The following is a 19929-nucleotide window of genomic DNA, read 5'->3' on the forward strand; positions in this document are numbered from 1 at the left end:
CGTTTCGCGACCCATTGGACCATACCGACTATAAAATCCGTGTTAAGCGTGAATGATTATGCAAGGAGAACGTTATACGTATCTTGGTCGTCGAGGACGAGCGGGCGCTGTGCGATGCGATCGCACGCAGCCTGCGCAACTTGGCCTATAGCGTCGACTGCTGCTACGACGGACAACAGGCCCTCGATCTGCTCGATGTCGAGACCTTTGATCTTGTTGTGCTCGACCTCAATCTCCCCCATGTCGACGGCATGACCGTGCTCAGGCAACTCAGGACAACTGATTGCGAGACCAAGGTGCTCGTGCTCTCGGCACGCGGCGAGGTCTCCGACAAGGTAGCGGGGCTCGGTGCGGGCGCCAACGACTACCTCACCAAGCCGTTCCATCTTGACGAGCTGGCGGCACGCATGCGCAGCCTCACGCTCGGGCGCTTTACGCAAAGCGACGTTGTTCTAACCTGTGGATCACTGAGCTTTGACACCAAGGCGCGCCTCGCCTCCGTGGGCGGCGAGGTTCTATCCCTCACGCGCAAGGAGACCGGCATCCTGGAATCCCTGATGCTTAACCAAGGGCGGCCGGTGCGCCAGGAAGAGCTTATCGAGCATGTATGGGACAGCAGCGTCAACAGCTTTAGCAACGCGACCCGCGTGCATATCTCATCGCTGCGCAAAAAGCTGCGCGGCGCGTTGGGGCACGACCCCATCCGCAACCGAATCGGCGAAGGCTACGTTATGGAGGACGGCAAATGAAGCGGCTGTCGCTGCAGTGGCGCATCACGTTGATGACGGCCTTACTGATATGTTCGACCTGCGTACTTATGAATTGCCTGGTTGGTTACTCCGGCATGCGCTACATGGACTCGATTGGTGCAGAAGCGGCGGCGCACAACAAGGTGGAGACCGCAGCGCCCAGCTCATTTGACCCGGCAAGCAAAGAGCTCGACGATGAGTTGACCATCGTCGTGAGCGACGCCCAAGCATCGTTTAGCGCGACGAGCTGGTGCATAACCGCGGCGGCGACGCTGCTCGGTGGCGTGCTAGCCTACTTCGTGAGCGGATATGCGCTGCAGCCGTTGCGCTCCTTTGCGGCGCAAGTCGAGAGCGTGCGGCCCGACAACCTCGCCGACACAAAGATCAGCGAGGACGTGCCCTCTGAACTCAGGCGCTGCAGCGCGTCGTTTAACGACATGATTTCCCGCCTTGACGAGGGATTATCCGCACAAAGACAGTTTACGGGCAATGCGGCGCACGAGCTGCGCACGCCGCTCGCGCTCATGCAAGCCCAGGTTGAGTTGTTTTGCGCTGAGCACCCCGACGCCGATGCCGATACAGCGAGCCTGCTCCGGCTGCTGCAGGAGCAGACCGAGCGAATGACGCACATGACAAAGACCCTGCTCGAGATGAGCGAGCTGCGTAGTGTTCCCTGCAACGATGCGATTGACCTGGCGCCGATGATCGAAGAAGTGCTCACCGACCTGGCGCCCCTTGCCGAGCAAAAGGGCATCACGCTTGTAAGCAAGGGCGACGCGCAAACGATCGGCTGCGACACGTTGATCTATCGGCTACTGTTCAACCTGGTTGAGAATGCCATTCGCTACAGTGCGCCCAGCTCAACCGTGCAAATCGGCGCCCGTGCCGAAGGCGACCGCGTGCTGCTTCGCGTGCGTGACCAAGGGCCAGGCATTCCCAAGCAATACCAGACGAGCATCTTTCAGCCCTTCTTTCGTGTCGACAGATCGCGCAGCAGAGCATATGGCGGTGTGGGGCTGGGGCTTGCGCTGGTCTGGGAGATCGCCGCGCTTCACGGCGGCTCCATCGAGGTCGAAGAAAGCTCGAAGCGCGGAACGACCATGCTCGTGATTCTTCCCGCTCGCGCACCCGGCTCATTAAAATAACGAACGGGATGGCACGCCGTGTGGTGTACCATCCCGCACATAACATCGAAGATGTGACAAAGGGACCGTCCCTTTGTCACATCTGCTAGTTCTCGTCGCCTACCAGCTGAGTTAGCTTACTCCCACTCGACCGTGCCGACGGGCTTCGGCGTAAGGTCGTAGCAAACGCGGCAGATACCGGGGACCTCGGCGGTCACGCGTGCGGTAATGCGTTTGAGCAGCGCCCAGTCGAGCTCGGGCACCTCAGCGGTCATGACGTCGACGGTATTGATGCAGCGAATAATGCAGGGCCAGTCGTAGGCGCGCTTGCCCTCGCGCACGCCGGTGGCGCGGAAATCGGGCACCACGGCAAAGTACTGCCAGATGGTCAGACCGGCCTTGTCGATCTCCTCGCGCACGATGGCGTCGGCCTCGCGCAGCGCCTCGAGGCGGTCGCGGGTAATGGCGCCAAGGCAGCGGACGCCCAGGCCAGGACCGGGGAACGGCTGACGCTCAACCATGTTCTCGGGCAGGCCGAGCTCGCGGCCCACGACGCGCACCTCGTCCTTGTACAGCAGCTTAACGGGCTCGCAGAGCTCAAACTGCAGGTCCTCGGGCAGACCGCCAACGTTGTGGTGGGCTTTCACGCCGTCCTGCGACTCCAGAATGTCGGGGTAGATAGTGCCCTGGGCGAGGAAGCTGACCTCGTCGCCAACCTTGCGGGCCTCCTCCTCGAACACGCGGATGAACTCGGCGCCGATGATCTTGCGCTTGGCCTCGGGCTCGTCGACGTCGACGAGTTTATCGAGGAAGCGGTCGGTGGCGTCCACATAGACCAGGTTGGCGTCCATCTGGTTCTGGAACACGTCGACGACCTGCTCGCTCTCGCCCTTGCGCATGAGGCCGTGGTTCACGTGCACGCAGATGAGCTGCTTGCCGATGGCCTTGATCAGGAGCGCCGCGACGACCGAGCTGTCAACGCCGCCGGAAAGGGCCAGCAGAACCTTCTTGTCACCGATCTGCTCGCGGATTGCGGTGACCTGCTCGCCGATGAACACCTGGGCAAGTTCGGGAGTGGTGATACGCACCATATCGTCGGGACGCTTGTTGGGATCCATGCAGGGCTCCTTTTCGGTTCGATGGAACGCGCCGCGCATATGCAAACGCGCTGTCATATGCCCTCATTATATGCAGAGCAAGGTTCGTTTCCCATCGCTGCAACGGAGCTTTTTGCAGGGGTGGCAATTTTTCCTAATGTCGAGGTCAGCTAGACTTCGGTAGCTCCCTTGGGAGCATTGCCAATAGACTCTTCCTTTATTCGTTCGGCATAATCGTAGGCGATAACCACAAATTCCAGTCCCGAGCAACAGGAGTACAATTGCTGCTAATGTGGCCACCTGATGGAAGATGGAAGATGGACTGCGATAGTTACCAGCTCATTCCCATGCCGTTGATGTGCACCGCCTTTGTGCCGGGGCAGATTGACGCTGCGGTTGCAGGCATTTCCGACCCCGATTCACGCACCATCGCCACGGCAGAAGCGCTGTACTTTCGCGGACAGGCCACCCTCGCTGCCAAGACGGCGCGCCCCTATCTTGACGCCACCGATCCCGCGCTGCGCTATTCCGCATGCTTTATCTGCGGATATGCCAGTCTGTCGCTCAACCGTATCGCCGATGCCCGTCGTTGCCTTACGGGCATCCTCGATACGCCAACTGACGAGGAATCGCCCGCCGCTCACGCCACGCATATCCTGTTCGCCTCGGCCGCGAGTGTCCTGTTGCACTTGCCTTCCCCGTATTCTGCCGAAGAGTTTCATCCGCTTGCGGCGCATCTGCCCGAAGGCCTGCGCCTGTTCGCCAGCTACGTGATGGCGCACGCCTTGTATCTGCGCGGCGAATACGGCCGCAGTCTGGGCATGGCGGAAAACGCCCTGATCATGAAACAGGAAAGCTATCCGATCTCGGAACTGTTCCTGCACCTGGCAGCTTCCATGGCATACATGAGCCTCAAAGACGTCGACGCCGCAAAGGCACACTTCGGAGCCGCTTGGGACATTGCGCGTCCCGACGGCCTTATCGAGCTCATCGGCGAACACCATGGCCTTTTGCAAGGACTCATCGAGGCATGCCTAAAATCGCAATACCCTGACGATTTCGCACGCATCATCGAGATTACATATCGATTCAGTTACGGCTGGCGGCGCATCCACAACCCCGATTCGGGCGAGGACGTGGCCGACGATCTAACGACCACGGAGTTCACCATGGCCATGCTCGCCTGCCGTGGGTGGACCAACGCCGAAATCGCACGCCATATGGGCGTGTCGCCGGGCACTGTTAAAAACCGCCTATCCGGCGTATATGCAAAGCTTGGCATCGGCACGCGCGCCGAGCTGGTCGCTCATATGTTGCGTTAGCGACCGGGCTGCCAAGCGCATCGAACGCGATCCGGAGCCCGGCACTTCGCTCGCCTAAATTGGACATTTTGACCCTTGAACGGCACTACCGCCACGGGGCACCTTCTCGCAAAATTGGATTATTTCCACCGATACCTGCGGGATGGGAGCCCAAGATGCTTGATCGCCGTTCGTTACTTGTTGCCGGAGCGTCCTCGCTAGCGAGCATCATGTTGCCTCGCGTGCCGGGAAGCGAAAATGCCTTCCTGCTGCCGTTCGCGCCCACCGAAGCCTATGCCGACGAAAAAGACCCCTTCAGGGTGCTCGTTCTCTCGCGCACCATGTTTGGTGTGGTCGTGGTCGACGTCGCCAACAAGAATATGCCCGTCAAGGGAGCGCAGGTCACGCTCGCGTCGCGTTATGCCGCGGGCAAGCAGCTCTCCGCCACGACCGACGATGAGGGCACGGCCATCTTTGAGGTCGCGCCGCTTTCGGAAGGCTACGTGGACGAGGCAACGCTTCTCGACGCGTACGACTTTAACGGCGGCATCTCCATTAGCATGGCGGGCTACCGCGATGTCGAGATTCCCCTTGCGCGTATCCAGGGCGGCACCGCCATAACCGCGCCCACGCGTCCGCTTTCCGACGGCGAGCCGTACTTCCGCCAGCTCACATTCGACGAATGGGACATCCAATACGCTGAAGCCACGTTCATGGCATTGCCGAAGGACGACACGGCAAACGAGCAGCCCGATACGCACGCCTTTACCGTGCAGGCACATCTGCCACAGGGTGGACAGGCAACGCTGCGCATCAACAAAGTGACGCCTGCCGCGGGCAGTTCGCCCGAAACCGTCACGCAGATCGGTCAGATCAAGGCCAGCGCATCGGGTTCGGATAATCTGGCAACGTTCACACTCGAAGACAAGTTCCTCGATGCGGCATCGGGCCTTCTGGAAGAAGGGTGCAAGCTGCGCTTTGTCCTCGACTATCAGGGCAAAACCTACACGATCTCATCCCCTATGGCCGTTGTCACCGCGCCGGCCGCGAAGTCGGAATCGGGCTCGACCACCATCATTCCCACCACTATGGACCAAGAGATCACTCCGTTTAATTTCCCAGCGGCGTTTCCCGGCATCGGCGGCAACAAGTTCACCTGCTGGATGCCCTCGTTCCCCATTCTGTTCGATTTCTCGTTTGCCGGGTACGTACTGTTTGGCGGAGGATACAAACCAGCCAGCTATATGAACGATTCGGGCAATCCGGATCCGGAGTACTGGAAGAAGTCACCGCGTGAGTCGGGCGCCAAGCAGGCAACCCGCTACCTCGACAAGATGGAGGGGAAATGGAGTCAGTACAAGAGCATGAGTGCTGGTTCGGGTACCGATCCAAGGAACACCAAGCTCCTTCGCCACCATTGCACGCCGCTGTTCACGATGGATATCGCCACGCAGCTGTACGGCTCGCTCGCCTACGATTGGGTGGGCAAGACCTGGGGTGACAACAACGATCCCGCATGTGGCAATATTAAGGCCCTCTTCCAGGTAAGAACCGACCTCAACTGGACCGAACAGTTCACCTTGGGACCAGTGCCCTTTTTCCTAAACGTCAACCCCTGGGTGCTGGCGAAGCTGGCGCTCGCCGTGGGTGCCCACACACACGGCAGCGGCGCGGCGTTTTTTAAAAACATTTCGCTCGACTATTCAAACACGTCGGGCTCGTTTACCATCCAGATCGGGCTTGCCGTCACCTTTGGCGCCGGCGTTGCAGGCGTCGCTTCGTCTGCCGTGCGCGGCGCCGCATCCCTCACGCTGTTCATTGGGTACGAGAAGGCAGATGGACACCAGCTTCCGCGACTGCGCGTAGGTGCAGACGTCGATGTCGACGTGATACTCCAGTTCGTAATGTTCAAGTGGACCACCAAGGCTTGGTCGGGATCGTGGCCCACACTCGCCGATTCGTGGGATATGTCAGTGAACAATGGCGATCAGTATGTGCTCCAGCGCTCTGAGCTGGCCCTGGGTGGAGATACACCTTATACGCTGGATGCCTGCTTCGGCTCAGCCGGCAACGCCGAGGCGGGCGGCGTTCCGCAATTTATCGCATCGGCCACCATCGTCACTAACGCCGAGCTGCTCGCACGCGCCGAGGTTAAGGCCACTGCCGTAAACGTCGCGCCTGTCGTGCGCGATTGGGATCAAGCGGTCACGCGCATTGAGCTCGAAGCGGATGCAGAAAGCGACGACACGGGACAGATCGAGCATTTTGTCCACGCACTGATGGAAAACAACGAAAACACCGCGCCGATGTATACGTACACCCATATCGGGCAGGCGAAGGACGCCGTTGCGGACCCCAACGCCAATTCTGCTTGTGTGTCGGAGGACGAGCGTGGCGGCATAAAACCCTCAAGCGACAACGTGCTGTTTACTGGCGTGCTCAGCGAAGCTCACATGAAGCTGGCAATGATTGCCGGCGTAGAATGCCTGTTCCGTATCGCCTCGGTGCGCTACGGCGACAATGGCCGCTCGCGTCTGGTGGTGCACACAAAGGCAAACGGCACGTGGTCCGCTCCCACGCCCGTGGACTTCCCCCTTGGGTTTGGCGAGGGCGACGTGGAGCGCGACGGCATATTCGATTACGACTTCGACGTGGTGGAATATACAGACGGGAGGGGAAACCAGGACGCCTACGTGCTGCTGGTCTCGGGCGAGCGGCGCGACGGCGACGACACCCTTTTCGATACGGCAAGCACAGCCGGCATACTGTCCGTTGCGCGCCTGCGCATAAGTAATGACGAGATCCGCGTGGTGTCGCATACGTCATGGCGCAGCATCTCGCGTGGCCCTCTGCAAGAGGATGGCTACCATTGCCTGCAGTGCCCGCGTATCACGGTGGGCAAGACGCTGGTCGACGGGCGCCTGTCGGGTGCCTACCTCCACCGCCGCGGAACCACCGCAGAAAAGGCACTCGGCAGCGAGGCTGAGGTTGCGCTGGAGTGCTTTGCCCTGTGGTCGGACGTTTCGGGCGACAGCCTGACGTTCCGTCAGGTCCTCCGCTTTCCGCAGGCACCGTCGAGCATCGAGCTGGGCTCGCCCGAGAATATCAACGGCAAAATGGTGGTGCCCGTTGCGTACGAGACTGCAGACGGTTGCGGCTGCGCATCGTACGCCGTGATTGGCCAGTCCATTGCAGGCTGGGGCGTTATGTCACCAGACGCCACGGTGCCCCATGCGGTGCCGTGGCCGCAACATTCGGGCTTTTTGGCTACCGTCAACGAGCAACTGCAGCATATTACTTGGACGCGAGGCGCTGCGGCATTTGCGTCGGAGCCCGTGGGGGCCGCAGGCTGTGGCCCGGCATCGTTTAGCGTAAGCAACAACGGCCGGTGCGTGCTTTATGTAGAGAACACCGACGGCAAGGTGGGACAGACCTACGACGAAGAAGGCAACCCGGTAGCAGTGATGGGCAAGCACTTCCGCATCTTCGCCAGCACTTTGGCAGGCGATCTGTTCACGGAGCCGTTCGTGATGTGCGAGCTGGACCATCCCGTCGACCAGATAACGACATTTTTGACGTCGGGAGGCATGCTCTCCGCGCTCGCCACGCACATTGTGAGCGCGGAGCAGAGCGAGGCAGAGCTGCACGGCATCGAAGTACCCTTGGTGGCGTGTGCCACTCCGACAGGCGCGGTCGCTACCTCAGGCGCGGTGGTGCCCGGAGCAGCAGGCGAATCCTTCATGGTCACGGTGCGAAACGACGGCAACACCTTGCTGACCGCCGGCACGATCGATCTGTACCGAGAGGGCTCCAGCCAGCCGTTCTCCAGCGCATCCATCGGATTCGGAGTGAAAGCACGCATGGCTTCGATCTACGATCCAGAACTTGCCGAGGACGCTTCGGCCAACGACATGGCACACGTGAAGTACGCGCTCGAGACGCTGGGCGCACGTTTTGCAACGCACCCGCTGGTAGCCGACAACGGCAACGCCGTGCTGGCACCGGGTTGCACGGCACAGTTCCGCATAAGCTTCGCCATTCCCGAGAGTTGGAGCGACGAAGTGGGCAAACGCGTAACGCTGTATGCGAAGGCGCGTAATCTGGTGGCGCTCGATCCCGTAACACTCGAGGAAATTCGACCGGGTGCAAACTCGGCGCTGGGTGCCGTACTGCACGAGCTTCATGTGCCCGACGCAGCATGCGAGCGCTCAGAAGTTCAGGTCGGCGTATGCGACAGCGCGAATACGACAGGGCTTCACGACGCCCCGATGACAGCAGACGGCGATGGCGGCTCGAGTGGCGGCGGTACTGACGAGAGCGGCGGCTCCGGCGGAAGCAGCTCCGGCAGTGGCAAGGACCACGGCAATAACAAGCGCTCCGGAAAAGCGGGCGCGCTTGCGGGCACGGGCGATGTCAGCGCTCCCCTTACGGCAGCCGCTGCAGCACTCGCCGCGGCAGGCGCCGGCCTCGTCGCCTACAGCGCCCGCCGCACAGCACTCGAAATCGACACCGCCAATGAGGTCAATTCGGATAAGCCTCGCTAGCTCCTAGTTGCTTTTACGAGAGACGCCGACTCGGCTCATCGAACATCAAAATGGGCTGGTTCTGGATACCCAGAGCCAGCCCATTTCGCATTAGATATCATCAGGGGAGTCGAGTTCTGCCTCGAGCTTGGCGCGGCGTCTTTTCGCCGTGAAAAACGTTGCGCACAGGCCAGCAAACGTGGCCGCGAAAATCGTCGCACCGCAGAACACGCCCGTGGCCAGGTTCGCCAACCAAAAGACGCTTTCGAGCGGTACGATCTGCGCCTCGGCGATACAGCGCATTGCGGCAATAACAAGCGCGAACGCGGCGCCGCTAAGACCGCTGACAAGCAGGAAATATCCAACAGGAAGATGCTCGGTTTGCCCAAAACGATTGGTATCGACATAGCCCTTCCGCGTTTGCAGCCCTGCGCAAATCAACATCACGAGAACGAGCCAAAAATACATGGCTGCCTCGAATGGCGTTGCAAAGCCATGCGGCATTTCACTGGCGTCGCTGTGAACCCACGCAACCTGTCGAGCTATAAACTGGTAGAAAAAGATCATCAACATGCCAAACGAAAGCAGCACGAAACCAATCTTGTAGATCTTCGCGTTCTCAGCCTCCAGGCGTTCATCCTTTGGGCCGGCATATTCACGCCACTTTTGCACGATTTTCAGATCTTCATATTTCATAGTGAACTCCTAAAGAGTATTAGGGTCGGCGTCGGTTTCGTCTTCCCAAAACAAGTCGTTCAACGTAACGCGCAGCGCCTTACAGATTGCCACGCACAAATTGAGCGTGGGGTTGTAGCCGCCCGCCTCGATAAGGCCGATGGTTTGGCGCGCAACGCCCACGGCTTGGGCTAAGTCAGCTTGCGAAAGGCCAGCCGCCGCGCGTGCCGCCTTCATGCGTAGGTTCTTTTTGCCCGGCATGGAGTTCCTTTCGTAAATGTGGACAGATATCCGTTGCAACATGACAGAAATATATTGCATCCTTCACAAGATGTCAACTATATCTGTCATTATGGAAACCATGTCCGCCATCGCCATGTGGACATAACAATTTCGATTCGCTATTCAAACTTACTCGGACAAAACCGACTCGGTTTTGTCCGAGTAAACGCGAGCGTAAACTATCACTGTCCGCTATTCGACATCCGGCCCCTCCCCCATCAGCCATCGGGCGATGTCGACCACCTTAATCCCCTCATAATCAACAGCCTCGTGCTTTGTTCGCGCAATGACCATTTTGGGATACGCATCACGTATCGCAAGCAGGGGTGCCACTTCGCGTTCAAAAGTCTCCTGACGCGAAATGTCATCGCTAACTTGGATATACACTCGCTCATCGCGACGAATTGCCACGAAGTCGATTTCCTTCTTATAAAGCACCCCGACATAGATTTCCCAACCGCGTCTTAGGAGCTCTATGGCGACCATATTTTCATATACGTGCCCGAAGTCGAGCTTTTTAGTGCCCAGTTTTGCGTATCTGATTGCATGATCCGATAAATAGTATTTATCACCCGAAGTGAGGTACTTTTTACCGCCTACGTCATAGCGGCGCACTCGATAGAACGCAAAGGCCTGGCATAAATATCCGAGGTACTGGGCGAGCGTTGCCACGGAAACGCGTGTTCCGGCAGCATCCAGCGCAGCCACAATCCCGCTAACAGAAGATATGTTACCGATATTGTCCATTAGGAAATCGCATGCACGTTCTAGCTGCACCTTGTTACGAACCCCATGCTTTTCTTCCACATCACGCAAAACCAAGACATCTAGCACGTTCGCAATATATCGATAGCGAGCTCGCTCGCTAGGATACAAATATGAGCCAGGCATTCCGCCCTCTCTCAAATATCGGTCAAGCGCTTCGTCCGGGTTATGAATTTCGTGATATGTCGAAAACTCCAGCAAGGAAAACGGAAATACTTCAACCTCATATGTCCGCCCGCGAAAAAGCGTCGCCAAATCACTCGAAAGCAAGAAAGCGTTGGAGCCAGTAACGTAGATATCGTATTTTCCCGATGCATGAAGGCTATTGACCACTTTTTCGAACCCAACGCAGGTTTGCACCTCATCGATCATCACAATGTTATCGAGGCCCTCGCAATAGCCTTCCTCAACGTAGCGATGCAATGCTCGATAATCCGTTAGTTCCTCGAATTCGAGGAGATTGAAATTGATGCGGATAATATTGGCATCGGGGTCGGCCTCACGAAAGCGATCAGCAAGAGCTTCCAGTAGAACAGATTTGCCGCACCTACGAATGCCGGCAATAACCTTGATGTCCGGCGTTCCCTTAGCGCCAAGAAGCGCTTCCATATATTGAGGACGTTCGATAATCTTCATATCTTCACCGTTCTATTAAATAAAAGCTCTCTTTATTCGTTTTCGTTTAATATATGTCTTATTCTACTAAATGAAATCAAATAACTCTTGATTTCATTCAGCTATTTCTCCCAATAAAGTAACATCAATCAATATACCACGAACGTTTGTTCGATGGATTTCGTGTTGGGTGGAATCGCCCAAGGGCTGGGCTATGCTACCTTGACTATCTATATGACTTAAACGCAGCAAAGGAGCACCGAGAGAGCGAGTATGGCAAAAAACACCGCAAACTATGGTAACGACAGTATCCGCCAGCTCAAGGACGAGGAGCGCGTACGCTTGCGCCCCGCCGTCATCTTTGGCTCGGACGGACTCGACGGTTGTGCGCATGCCGCCTTCGAGATCCTGTCCAACGCCGTTGACGAGGCGCGCCAGGGCTACGGCAAGCTCATCACCCTCACCGCCTTTCGCGATGGCTCTATTCAGGTAGAGGACAACGGCCGCGGCTGCCCGCTCGACTGGAACCCCTCCGAGAAGCGCTTTAACTGGGAGCTCGTCTTTTGCGAGCTCTACGCCGGCGGCAAGTACAACAACAACCAGGGCGGCGACTACGACTTCTCGCTCGGCACCAACGGCCTGGGCTCGTGCGCGACCCAGTACGCCTCCGAGTACATGGACGTCACCGTCTGGCGCGACGGCAACAAGTACTCCCTGCACTTTAAGAAGGGCAAGGTTGTCGGCGCCAAGAAGAAGGCACTCGAGATTGAGCCCAGCGACGAGAACCGCACCGGCACCACTATCAAGTGGCGCCCCGATCTTGAGGTCTTTACCTCGATCAGCATTCCCCACGACTGGTATCGCGAGACCATGCGCCGTCAGGCCGTGGTCAACGCCAACGTGACCTTCCGCCTGCGCATTGAGGGTGACGATGGCGAGTTTTCCGAAGAGGATTTTTGCTATCCCAAGGGCATCGAGGACTACGTGCTCGAGAAGGTCGGTACCGACTACCTTACCGAGCCCTTCTTTATCGAGGCCGACCGCCGCGGTCGCGATCGCGAGGACCTGCCCGACTACAACGTTAAGATCACCGCGTGCATGTGCTTCTCGCGCACCCTCACGATGCAGGAGTACTACCACAACTCATCATGGCTCGAGAACGGCGGCTCGCCCGAGAAGGCCGCGCGCAGTGCTCTGACCAGCGCCATCGATGCCTACATTAAGGGCCAAGGCAAGTACAACAAAAACGAGAGCGGCATTAAGTGGCAAGACGTTCAGGACTGTCTGGTACTGGTGACCAACTGCTTCTCCACTCAGACGTCCTACGAAAACCAGACCAAGAAGGCCATCAATAACCGCTTTATCCAGCAGGCCATGACGGCATTCTTTAAGGAGCGCCTCTCGACCTACTTGATCGAGAACAAAGACGCCGCCAACAAGATCATGGAGCAGGTACTCATCAACAAGCGCTCGCGCGAGAACGCCGAGAAGACGCGTCAGAGCATTAAGACCAATCTGCAGCAGAAGACCGACATGGCCAACCGCGTGCAGAAGTTCATCGACTGCCGTTCCAAGGACAAGAACCGTCGCGAGATCTACATCGTAGAGGGCGACTCGGCAGCAGGCGCCATCCGCACGTCGCGCGATGCCGAGTTCCAGGGCGTTATGCCCGTCCGAGGCAAGATCCTCAACTGCCTGAAGGAGGATTATCCGCGCATCTTTAAGTCCGACATCATCATGGACCTCATGCGCGTGCTGGGCTGCGGCGTGGAGATCAAGGACAAGCGCATCAAGAACCTTGGTGCCTTCGACTTGGACAACCTCAACTGGAACAAGGTCATCATCTGTACGGATGCCGACGTCGACGGTTATCACATCCGCACACTCGTGCTCACCATGCTCTACCGCCTGGTGCCCACGCTTATCGACGAGGGGTACGTGTATATCGCCGAGTCGCCGCTCTACGAGATCAACTGCAAAGAGAAAACCTACTTTGCCTACACCGAACTCGAGAAAAACGGCATCCTCAAAGAGATTGGCGACCAGAAGTGTTCCATCAACCGCTCCAAGGGTCTTGGTGAAAACGATCCGGACATGATGTGGCTCACCACCATGAACCCCGAAACGCGCCGCCTGATCAAGGTGGAGTCCGAGGACGTCACCAAGATGGAAACCATGTTCAACCTGTTGCTGGGCAACGACGAGGCGGGCCGTAAGCGCCATATCTCCGAGCACGGCAAGGAATACCTGGACCAGCTAGATCTGCAGTAGCAGCAAATCAATAACGACGGCCCATAAGAAGTTCAAGAGGAAATCGTGGCAAAGAAGAAGACGAAGAACCAGCCAAAGAAAAAGCAGGTCAACGCCGAGAACGTCATCGGCCTGCACTCCGAGGTCACCGACCAGCCGATCACGCAGACGCTCGAGGTCAACTACATGCCCTACGCCATGAGCGTTAACGTGTCGCGTGCGTTCCCCGAGATCGATGGCTTTAAGCCCTCGCACCGCAAGCTACTCTACACCATGTACAAGATGGGCCTGCTCAAGGGCGAGCGCCAGAAGAGCGCCAACATCGTGGGCCAGACCATGAAGCTCAACCCGCACGGCGACGGCGCGATCTACGAGACGATGGTGCGCCTGGCCACCGGCAACGAAGCGCTTCTTGCCCCCTTCGTGGAGTCAAAGGGCAACTTTGGCAAGTACTATTCGGGCGACCTGAGCTACGCCGCCTCGCGTTATACCGAGGCCAAACTCGCGCCCATCAGCGCCGAGATCTTCAAGGACATCGACAAGGACCCGGTCGACTTTGTTGACAGCTACGACGGTTCCATGAAGGAGCCGCGCCTGCTGCCCACCACGTTCCCCAACATCCTCGTCTCGGCCAATAAGGGCATCGGCGTCGCCATGGCATCCGACATCTGCGGCTTCAACCTCAACGAGGTCTGCACCGCCACGATGCACTACTTGCAGGACCCCGACTGCGACCTGCTCGAGTACATGCCCATGCCCGATTTCTCGACCGGCGGTGAGATCATCTACCGCCGCGAGGAAATGGAGAAGATCGTCGAGACCGGCCTTGGCAGCTTCCAGATTCGCTCCCGCTGGCGCTGGATTCCCGAAGAGCGCATCATCGAGGTCTACGAGATTCCCTACACCACCAAGACCGATGTCATCATCGAGCGCATCGTCAAGCTCTCCAAAGAGGGCAAGGTCAAAGAGATCGCAGACATTCGCGACGAGACCGACCTTTCGGGTCTGCGCATCGCTATCGACCTTAAGCGCGGCGTCGACCCCGACAAGCTCATGGCCAAGCTCTACCGCTCAACCACGCTGCAGGACTCGTTCTCATGCAACTTCAACGTGCTGGTCGACGGCTACCCCCGCGTTATGGGCGTGCGCCAGATCCTGCACGAATGGGTCGCATGGCGCATTCAGTCCACGCGTCGCCGCATTAACTTTGACCTGGGCAAAAAGTCCGAGCGCCTGCACCTGCTGCACGGCCTCGAGGCGATCCTGCTCGACATCGACAAGGCCATCGCCATCATTCGCGGCACCAAGCTTGAGGCCGAGGTCGTGCCCAACCTTATGAAGGGTTTCGACATCGACGAGACCCAGGCAGAGTTTGTTGCCGAGCTTAAGCTCCGCAACATCAACGAGGAGTACATCCTCAACCGCACCAAGGACATCGCAAAACTCGAGGGCGAGATTACCGAGCTCGAGGAGATCCTCTCCAGCGAGGAGAACATCAAGAAGGTCATCAGCGACGAGCTGGCCGCGGTCAACAAGAAGTACGTGATGCCGCGCCGCACGGGCAGGATCGAGCCCCATGAGGTTATCGAAGTAAGCTTGGAGCCCGAGGTCGAGGAGTACCCGGTCACTATCATGCTCTCGCGCGATGGCTACCTTAAGAAGATGACGGACCGCGTGCTCAAGAAGGCGACCACACTCAAGTACAAGGACGGCGACAAACCCTTTATCGAGTTCCCGTCCTCCAATACGCACGAGCTACTGGTCTTTACCAACAAGAGCCAGGTGTACAAGTGCAAGGTTGCGGCGTTTGAGGACACCAAGTCGGCCCAGCTGGGCTCGTACCTGCCGACCGATCTTGAGATGGAACCCGACGAGAGTGTCATCTGGGTCATCGACCCCGAGGACTACAAGGCCGACGCGCTGTTCGTCTTTGAAAACGGCCGCGTGGTGCGCGTCGCACTTGCCGGATACGTCACCAAGACTAACCGAAAGCGCCTCAAAAACGCCATCTACGGCGGCAGCAAGCTGCTGTATGCGCAGGTACTCAAGGAAGACCGCGACATCGCGCTGGTCTCGAGCGACTATCGTTTGATGAACTTCAACACGTCGCTGCTTAAGACCAAGACGACCACCAACACGCAGGGCGTCCAGGCTTTCACGGCCAAGAAGGGCCGCTCGGTCACCACCATCGGCACGACCGAAGAGATTCTTGGTGCCGGTGTCTCGGCCGAAAAGTTCACTGCGCAGAGCCTGCCTTCTGCCGGTGCCCTCATGAAGGAAAACGACATGCCGAGCCTGTTTGACTAAAACAACGGCAGAACCGCCATAAGCTCTTAAAACGGTGGGGCCCGGAACGCAGCAACATCGCGCTCCGTGCCCCGCTCGTTGCAACGTATATCATATGCCCCACACAGGAATCGCTTGGACATCCTTGGTAATAAGGTATGGATCCGGGGTTTGGCAGACAACGTGTCCAAACCCAATTTCATAGCCGGTCAGGCCCTCGAGACAGGAAAAATTCTTCACCGCATCTTTGCCCACCGTGGCCGACATCTTCACCTCGACGGGATGGAGAATATGGCCCTCTTGGATGAGCAAATCAATTTCGCGCTTCTTTTGGTCTCGATAGAACCATACGTCGCGAAGGCTCTTCCCCGTGTTCATAAAGCTCTTCAAAATTTCCGAGACAACGAACGTCTCAAATATATGCCCCGCCGCGGCCCCATTGCGCAATTGCTCCGGCGTTATCCACCTCGTTAGATGACAAACAAGACCTGTATCCATAAAGAATATCTTAGGGGTCTTGGTCAGACGCTTATCGACATTAGGCCAAAAGGGCTCGACAATCCGAACGATGTTCGACGCCTGCAAAACCGAGAGCCAAGCCTTCACCGTCTTACGGTCGACGTCAACGGTGTTTCCAATATCGGTGGCATTTAACAGTTGCCCCGTTCTCGCTGCGCACGCGACCATAAAGCTGTAGAACTTCGCCTCATCCTTTACGTTTACAAGATCGCGAACATCGCGTTCGAGATATGCGGCAACGTAGTCGGAATAATAGGAGTCCCAATCGATAGTTGGGTCTTGCAGTTCGGGCATCGAACCCCTATGGATGATGTTCCAAATATTTCCCGAAGACATCTTAGAGGCCAAGGAAACCTTTTTGGGGATATACGGACGAGGGCCCTGGGGACCACCAACGAGTTCGCGCAAGCTTAAAGAGGGCATCTCCAGAATTCTAATCCTCCCCGCCAAGGATTCGCTCACCCCTTTCATAAGGTGATATGTCTGGGATCCCGTGAGGACGATTCGTCCCTTCTCCTCTGATTGATCGACAACCCACTTCACCGGAGAAAAAAGCTCAGGCACTCGCTGAATCTCATCAATGATGATCGGCAGATCATGAGACTCGAAAAACAGGGCGGCGTCCTCTTTTGCAAGAAGATAATTCCGCGGGTTCTCCATCGAAACATAGTCGAATCGGTCGCCTAGATGTTGCTTGAGAACCGTCGTCTTCCCAACTTGGCGCGCTCCGGTCACCAAGACAACTTTTCCCTGTCCCAGCATCGAATCTATCGTCTGTTCAATTTCGCGCTCGATGTACATACAATCGCCTCCCGTTATGGAGTCTATTATCTCGTACAAACGTTAATTGGTCAAAATCGGGAGCGCTACTCCCGATTTTCACTCACAGTCTTCTGCCCGATTCTGGCCCCAGCAGGGTCTCAGAAATTGCCAAGCGTATGGGCGTCGCCAGCAACTATGCAAGTCAATACAAACGCCGCCTCCTCGAGGACGGCGTTATCGGGGAACGTGGACGTGGCCTCGTCGGCTTCGACATCCCCGCGTTCAAGGAGTTCCTGAGCGAGAAGGCCTCCTAGCGCGCCAAGATTGTCCGCAAGGACTTCAACGCATGGCAATCAGCATTCCTCTTGGTAAGGACAGCAAGCATTTCCACTAGTGTTGATTGCCATGCGCTCTTCGAGCCCTTAGGCGAGCTTGCGAGCGAGCTCTCGCACCTTTTCCAGCTTGGGCGAGGAGGCCATGCTGTCGCGCTCGGTCATGCCGCTAATGGTGACAATGCCCTGGTCCTCCCACTTGCAGTACGCGCAGGCTGACTTGTACATAGCGATAGCCGCATCATAGACGCCCTCGCTGTGGCTATCGAGCAAAAGGGCCGTCTTGGTGAACGGGAAGCCCGTAGCACCGAAGGCGTACAGGCGGTCGATGACAGCCTTCTCCTGTGCAGTGATATCAAACCAGTAGATAGGCGAAGCGAAGACAACCATGTCGGTGTCTTTCAGCGACTCGATCACGTTGGCCATGTCATCCTTCTGCACGCAGACGCCCTCATGGGCGAAGCAGTATTGGCATCCCAAGCAGCCGGCGATCTTCTTGCTGGCAACGCGGACGACCTCGACCGCATTGTCGCCCTCACGCGCGGTCTCGGCAAACGCCTCAACCATGGTGTCGGTATTGGCGCCCTTGCGCGGGCTGCCGCTCAATACAACGATTTTCATAGGATTCCCTCTCCTTCATGCCGCAGGCGCGCAGCATGTTTTCTTGTAACCAAAACGAATGGAGCTATTCAGTCGTCTGTAGACCGCATCTCTCGTTCGTGCCCTCCAAAGAAGGTGCAAGCAGAAGCATCACGGGCATTGATCAGCGCCGATATGGATCACGACATGAAACCGTAAGGGTTGGCCAGAGGTTGCTAGATTCAATAACTCTCAGCAATGGAGCGAATGACGACTTCGGCGATATAATCCGTGTCATCTTGATTGTTCCTGCGCGGAAGGTACAGCTCATGTCCAAGCTCAACATCGACCAGCGATCGATTCGCGATCTTCTCACCGATAAGCGATCAGACTTCCTCATCCCCGACTACCAGAGGCCCTACGCCTGGGGCGAGGATGAATGCGCAACGCTGTGGGATGACCTGTTCTCGTTCGCTTTTCCAGGCGATGACTACGAGCGTTTCGACAGCGAAAACGACGAATACTTTCTAGGGCCCATCGTCACCTTTAAGAACCTCTCTGGCCAACTTGAGATCATTGACGGCCAGCAGCGCCTCACCACCATCATGCTGCTGCTCCGCGCGTTCTACGACAAGTTCACCAACATGAAGGATAAGCAGTCTGTGAAGATGCGCGAGGCAATCGCCCGTTGTGTATGGAAAACCGACGAGTTCGACGAGCCCGACATGGAGCGCCTCAAGATCGACTCCGAGGTTGCATCGGACAACGACAAGAATGAATTCCTCGAGATTTTACGAGAGGGCAACGTAGGCGATGGCTGGAAGAGCGCTTATGCCCGCAACTTCGCTTTCTTCCAGAGGAAAATTGAACAACTGGTGAGCGAGTGGCCCACCTACACCGTCTACATGGCCACACGCGTCATCAACAATGTGATACTGTTACCCATTGAAGCGGAGTCGCAGGACACCGCGCTACGCATCTTCTCGACTCTAAACGACCGAGGGCTGCCTCTCTCGGATGCCGACATCTTCAAAAGCCAGTTCTACAAGCATTATTCCGACACGGGGCGCAAGGACGAGTTCATCCGTCGCTGGAAGGCGCTCGAGGAGGGAGCGAACGCTATCTTCCGGCCCATGCGCGGTACACCAACCGATGAGCTATTTACGCGCTATATGTACTACCGCCGCGCGAAGAACGGCATCCGCGACACGACCACCGCATCGTTGCGCGACTTCTTCGGTGCCGATGGCTACGCCATGCTCAAGGAGGACGCCACGCTCGACGATCTCGAGGCGCTGCTCGGCTTCTGGAAACGCGTCGACGCGCAGGAAGGGTTCAGCGAGCGCGTGCTCCGCAGGCTCTTCGTGCTGAACTACGCCCCCAACGGCATGTGGACCTATCTGCTAAGCGTCTGGTTCCTTGCCAACCGCGACAGCAAAAGTGTCCTCGATGACGAGGCACTCTACGGCTTTCTAAACAAGATCACGGCATTCGTTCTCGCCTACGCCATTGAGCGTCCCGGCGTAAATGCGCTGCGTTCGCCAGTGTATCCCGAGATGATCAACATCGTGGAGCACCGCCCGGTGGAGTTTCCCAACCACCACTTCAATCGCGCAAATATTGCTGAGCGATTCCGAACCTACGTGTTCACCAACGGCAGGCCTGTAACGAAGTCCATGCTCACTTGGTGGGCGTACGCAGACCCAGATCAACCACTCATGGACCTAGACACTACGCTCGAAATTGAGCACATCTATGCCAAGAAGCGCAACGAGGTAGACCCGCTCGTCGACCAATCCAACCTGGAGGCGCTGGGTAACAAGGCGCTGCTCGAGAAGCGTGTAAACATCCGCGCGGCCGACTACAGATTCTGCGATAAACGCAAGTACTATGAGGGATACACCGACGGCAATGGCAAGCGCAAAGCCGGAACAAAGATCGCGGAACTCAAGCGCCTGACACAAGTCATGGGAGACTTCACCGAAATAGACATCGCGACTCGCACGGCTCAGATCATCGATGCCTTCGTGGACTACCTGGGCGACAACGGACTTTTGAGCTAAGGAGCGA

Annotated in this window: 13 protein-coding genes; 7 read left to right on the top strand and 6 right to left on the bottom strand. The window is 57.4% G+C overall.

The features are described from left to right. Positions 1–74: 74 nt before the first annotated feature. A complete protein-coding gene (locus tag DXD49_RS05010; RefSeq protein WP_117743324.1) occupies positions 75–749 on the top strand; it encodes a response regulator transcription factor in 675 nt (224 codons plus the stop codon). Then, a complete protein-coding gene (locus DXD49_RS05015; RefSeq protein ID WP_117794373.1) occupies positions 746–1894 on the top strand; it encodes a HAMP domain-containing sensor histidine kinase in 1149 nt (382 codons plus the stop codon). The genes DXD49_RS05010 and DXD49_RS05015 overlap by 4 nt, the downstream gene beginning before the upstream one ends. 116 nt (positions 1895–2010) lie before the next feature. Here the strand turns inward: DXD49_RS05015 and guaA are convergent, their stop codons facing one another. Beyond that, positions 2011–2991, bottom strand: a complete 981-nt coding sequence (gene guaA, locus DXD49_RS05020) for a glutamine-hydrolyzing GMP synthase (protein WP_117743326.1) — start codon at positions 2989–2991, stop codon at positions 2011–2013. A 296-nt stretch (positions 2992–3287) separates the two neighbouring features. Between guaA and DXD49_RS09755 the strand changes: the two genes are divergently transcribed. Together DXD49_RS09755 and DXD49_RS05030 are read left to right on the top strand one after the other, a co-directional pair. Beyond that, positions 3288–4292 carry a helix-turn-helix transcriptional regulator gene (locus DXD49_RS09755; RefSeq protein WP_199568962.1) on the top strand — a complete coding sequence of 335 codons (1005 nt, stop codon included), beginning with the start codon at positions 3288–3290 and terminating at the stop codon, positions 4290–4292. 155 nt (positions 4293–4447) lie between these two features. Further along, complete coding sequence (locus tag DXD49_RS05030) at positions 4448–8815, top strand: hypothetical protein (protein WP_117794374.1); 4368 nt, start codon at positions 4448–4450, stop codon at positions 8813–8815. Between the two features lie 90 nt (positions 8816–8905). Here the strand turns inward: DXD49_RS05030 and DXD49_RS05035 are convergent, their stop codons facing one another. The 3 genes from DXD49_RS05035 to DXD49_RS05045 all read right to left on the bottom strand — a co-directional run bounded on the left by DXD49_RS05035 (position 8906) and on the right by DXD49_RS05045 (position 11152). Further along, on the bottom strand, positions 8906–9490 hold the full coding sequence (locus DXD49_RS05035) for a hypothetical protein (RefSeq protein ID WP_117794375.1): 585 nt from the start codon (positions 9488–9490) through the stop codon (positions 8906–8908). Between the two features lie 9 nt (positions 9491–9499). Further along, positions 9500–9730, bottom strand: a complete 231-nt coding sequence (locus DXD49_RS05040) for a helix-turn-helix transcriptional regulator (RefSeq protein WP_117734598.1) — start codon at positions 9728–9730, stop codon at positions 9500–9502. A 213-nt stretch (positions 9731–9943) separates the two neighbouring features. Continuing rightward, positions 9944–11152, bottom strand: coding sequence for an ATP-binding protein (locus tag DXD49_RS05045; RefSeq protein WP_117763667.1), 1209 nt, complete (start codon positions 11150–11152; stop codon positions 9944–9946). Between the two features lie 252 nt (positions 11153–11404). Between DXD49_RS05045 and DXD49_RS05050 the strand changes: the two genes are divergently transcribed. Beyond that, positions 11405–13402, top strand: coding sequence for a type IIA DNA topoisomerase subunit B (locus tag DXD49_RS05050; RefSeq protein ID WP_117794376.1), 1998 nt, complete (start codon positions 11405–11407; stop codon positions 13400–13402). Between the two features lie 45 nt (positions 13403–13447). After that, positions 13448–15688: a DNA gyrase subunit A gene (locus DXD49_RS05055; protein WP_117794377.1), complete on the top strand. Its 2241-nt coding sequence runs from the start codon at positions 13448–13450 to the stop codon at positions 15686–15688. Positions 15689–15778: 90 nt separating this feature from the next. Here the strand turns inward: DXD49_RS05055 and DXD49_RS05060 are convergent, their stop codons facing one another. Together DXD49_RS05060 and DXD49_RS05070 are read right to left on the bottom strand one after the other, a co-directional pair. After that, entirely contained in the window at positions 15779–16987 is a 1209-nt protein-coding gene (locus DXD49_RS05060) for an ATP-binding protein (protein ID WP_117794378.1), read from the bottom strand. 383 nt (positions 16988–17370) lie between these two features. Then, positions 17371–17901, bottom strand: coding sequence for a flavodoxin family protein (locus DXD49_RS05070; protein WP_117734603.1), 531 nt, complete (start codon positions 17899–17901; stop codon positions 17371–17373). A gap of 287 nt (positions 17902–18188) precedes the next feature. Here DXD49_RS05070 and DXD49_RS05075 point away from each other — a divergent pair, with 287 nt between their 5' ends. Next, positions 18189–19922 carry a DUF262 domain-containing protein gene (locus tag DXD49_RS05075; protein ID WP_117794379.1) on the top strand — a complete coding sequence of 578 codons (1734 nt, stop codon included), beginning with the start codon at positions 18189–18191 and terminating at the stop codon, positions 19920–19922. Positions 19923–19929: the final 7 nt, after the last annotated feature.

The organism is Collinsella sp. TM05-38 (assembly GCF_003466445.1).
Taxonomy (GTDB): Bacteria; Actinomycetota; Coriobacteriia; order Coriobacteriales; family Coriobacteriaceae; genus Collinsella.

Coding starts and splice junctions, on each gene's coding strand:
- DXD49_RS05015 (WP_117794373.1), top strand. CDS start 746: ATGAAGCGGCTGTCGCTGCAGTGGCGCATCACGTTGATGACGGCCTTA.
- guaA (WP_117743326.1), bottom strand. CDS start 2,991: ATGGATCCCAACAAGCGTCCCGACGATATGGTGCGTATCACCACTCCC.
- DXD49_RS09755 (WP_199568962.1), top strand. CDS start 3,288: ATGGACTGCGATAGTTACCAGCTCATTCCCATGCCGTTGATGTGCACC.
- DXD49_RS05030 (WP_117794374.1), top strand. CDS start 4,448: ATGCTTGATCGCCGTTCGTTACTTGTTGCCGGAGCGTCCTCGCTAGCG.
- DXD49_RS05035 (WP_117794375.1), bottom strand. CDS start 9,490: ATGAAATATGAAGATCTGAAAATCGTGCAAAAGTGGCGTGAATATGCC.
- DXD49_RS05040 (WP_117734598.1), bottom strand. CDS start 9,730: ATGCCGGGCAAAAAGAACCTACGCATGAAGGCGGCACGCGCGGCGGCT.
- DXD49_RS05045 (WP_117763667.1), bottom strand. CDS start 11,152: ATGAAGATTATCGAACGTCCTCAATATATGGAAGCGCTTCTTGGCGCT.
- DXD49_RS05050 (WP_117794376.1), top strand. CDS start 11,405: ATGGCAAAAAACACCGCAAACTATGGTAACGACAGTATCCGCCAGCTC.
- DXD49_RS05060 (WP_117794378.1), bottom strand. CDS start 16,987: ATGTACATCGAGCGCGAAATTGAACAGACGATAGATTCGATGCTGGGA.
- DXD49_RS05070 (WP_117734603.1), bottom strand. CDS start 17,901: ATGAAAATCGTTGTATTGAGCGGCAGCCCGCGCAAGGGCGCCAATACC.
- DXD49_RS05075 (WP_117794379.1), top strand. CDS start 18,189: ATGTCCAAGCTCAACATCGACCAGCGATCGATTCGCGATCTTCTCACC.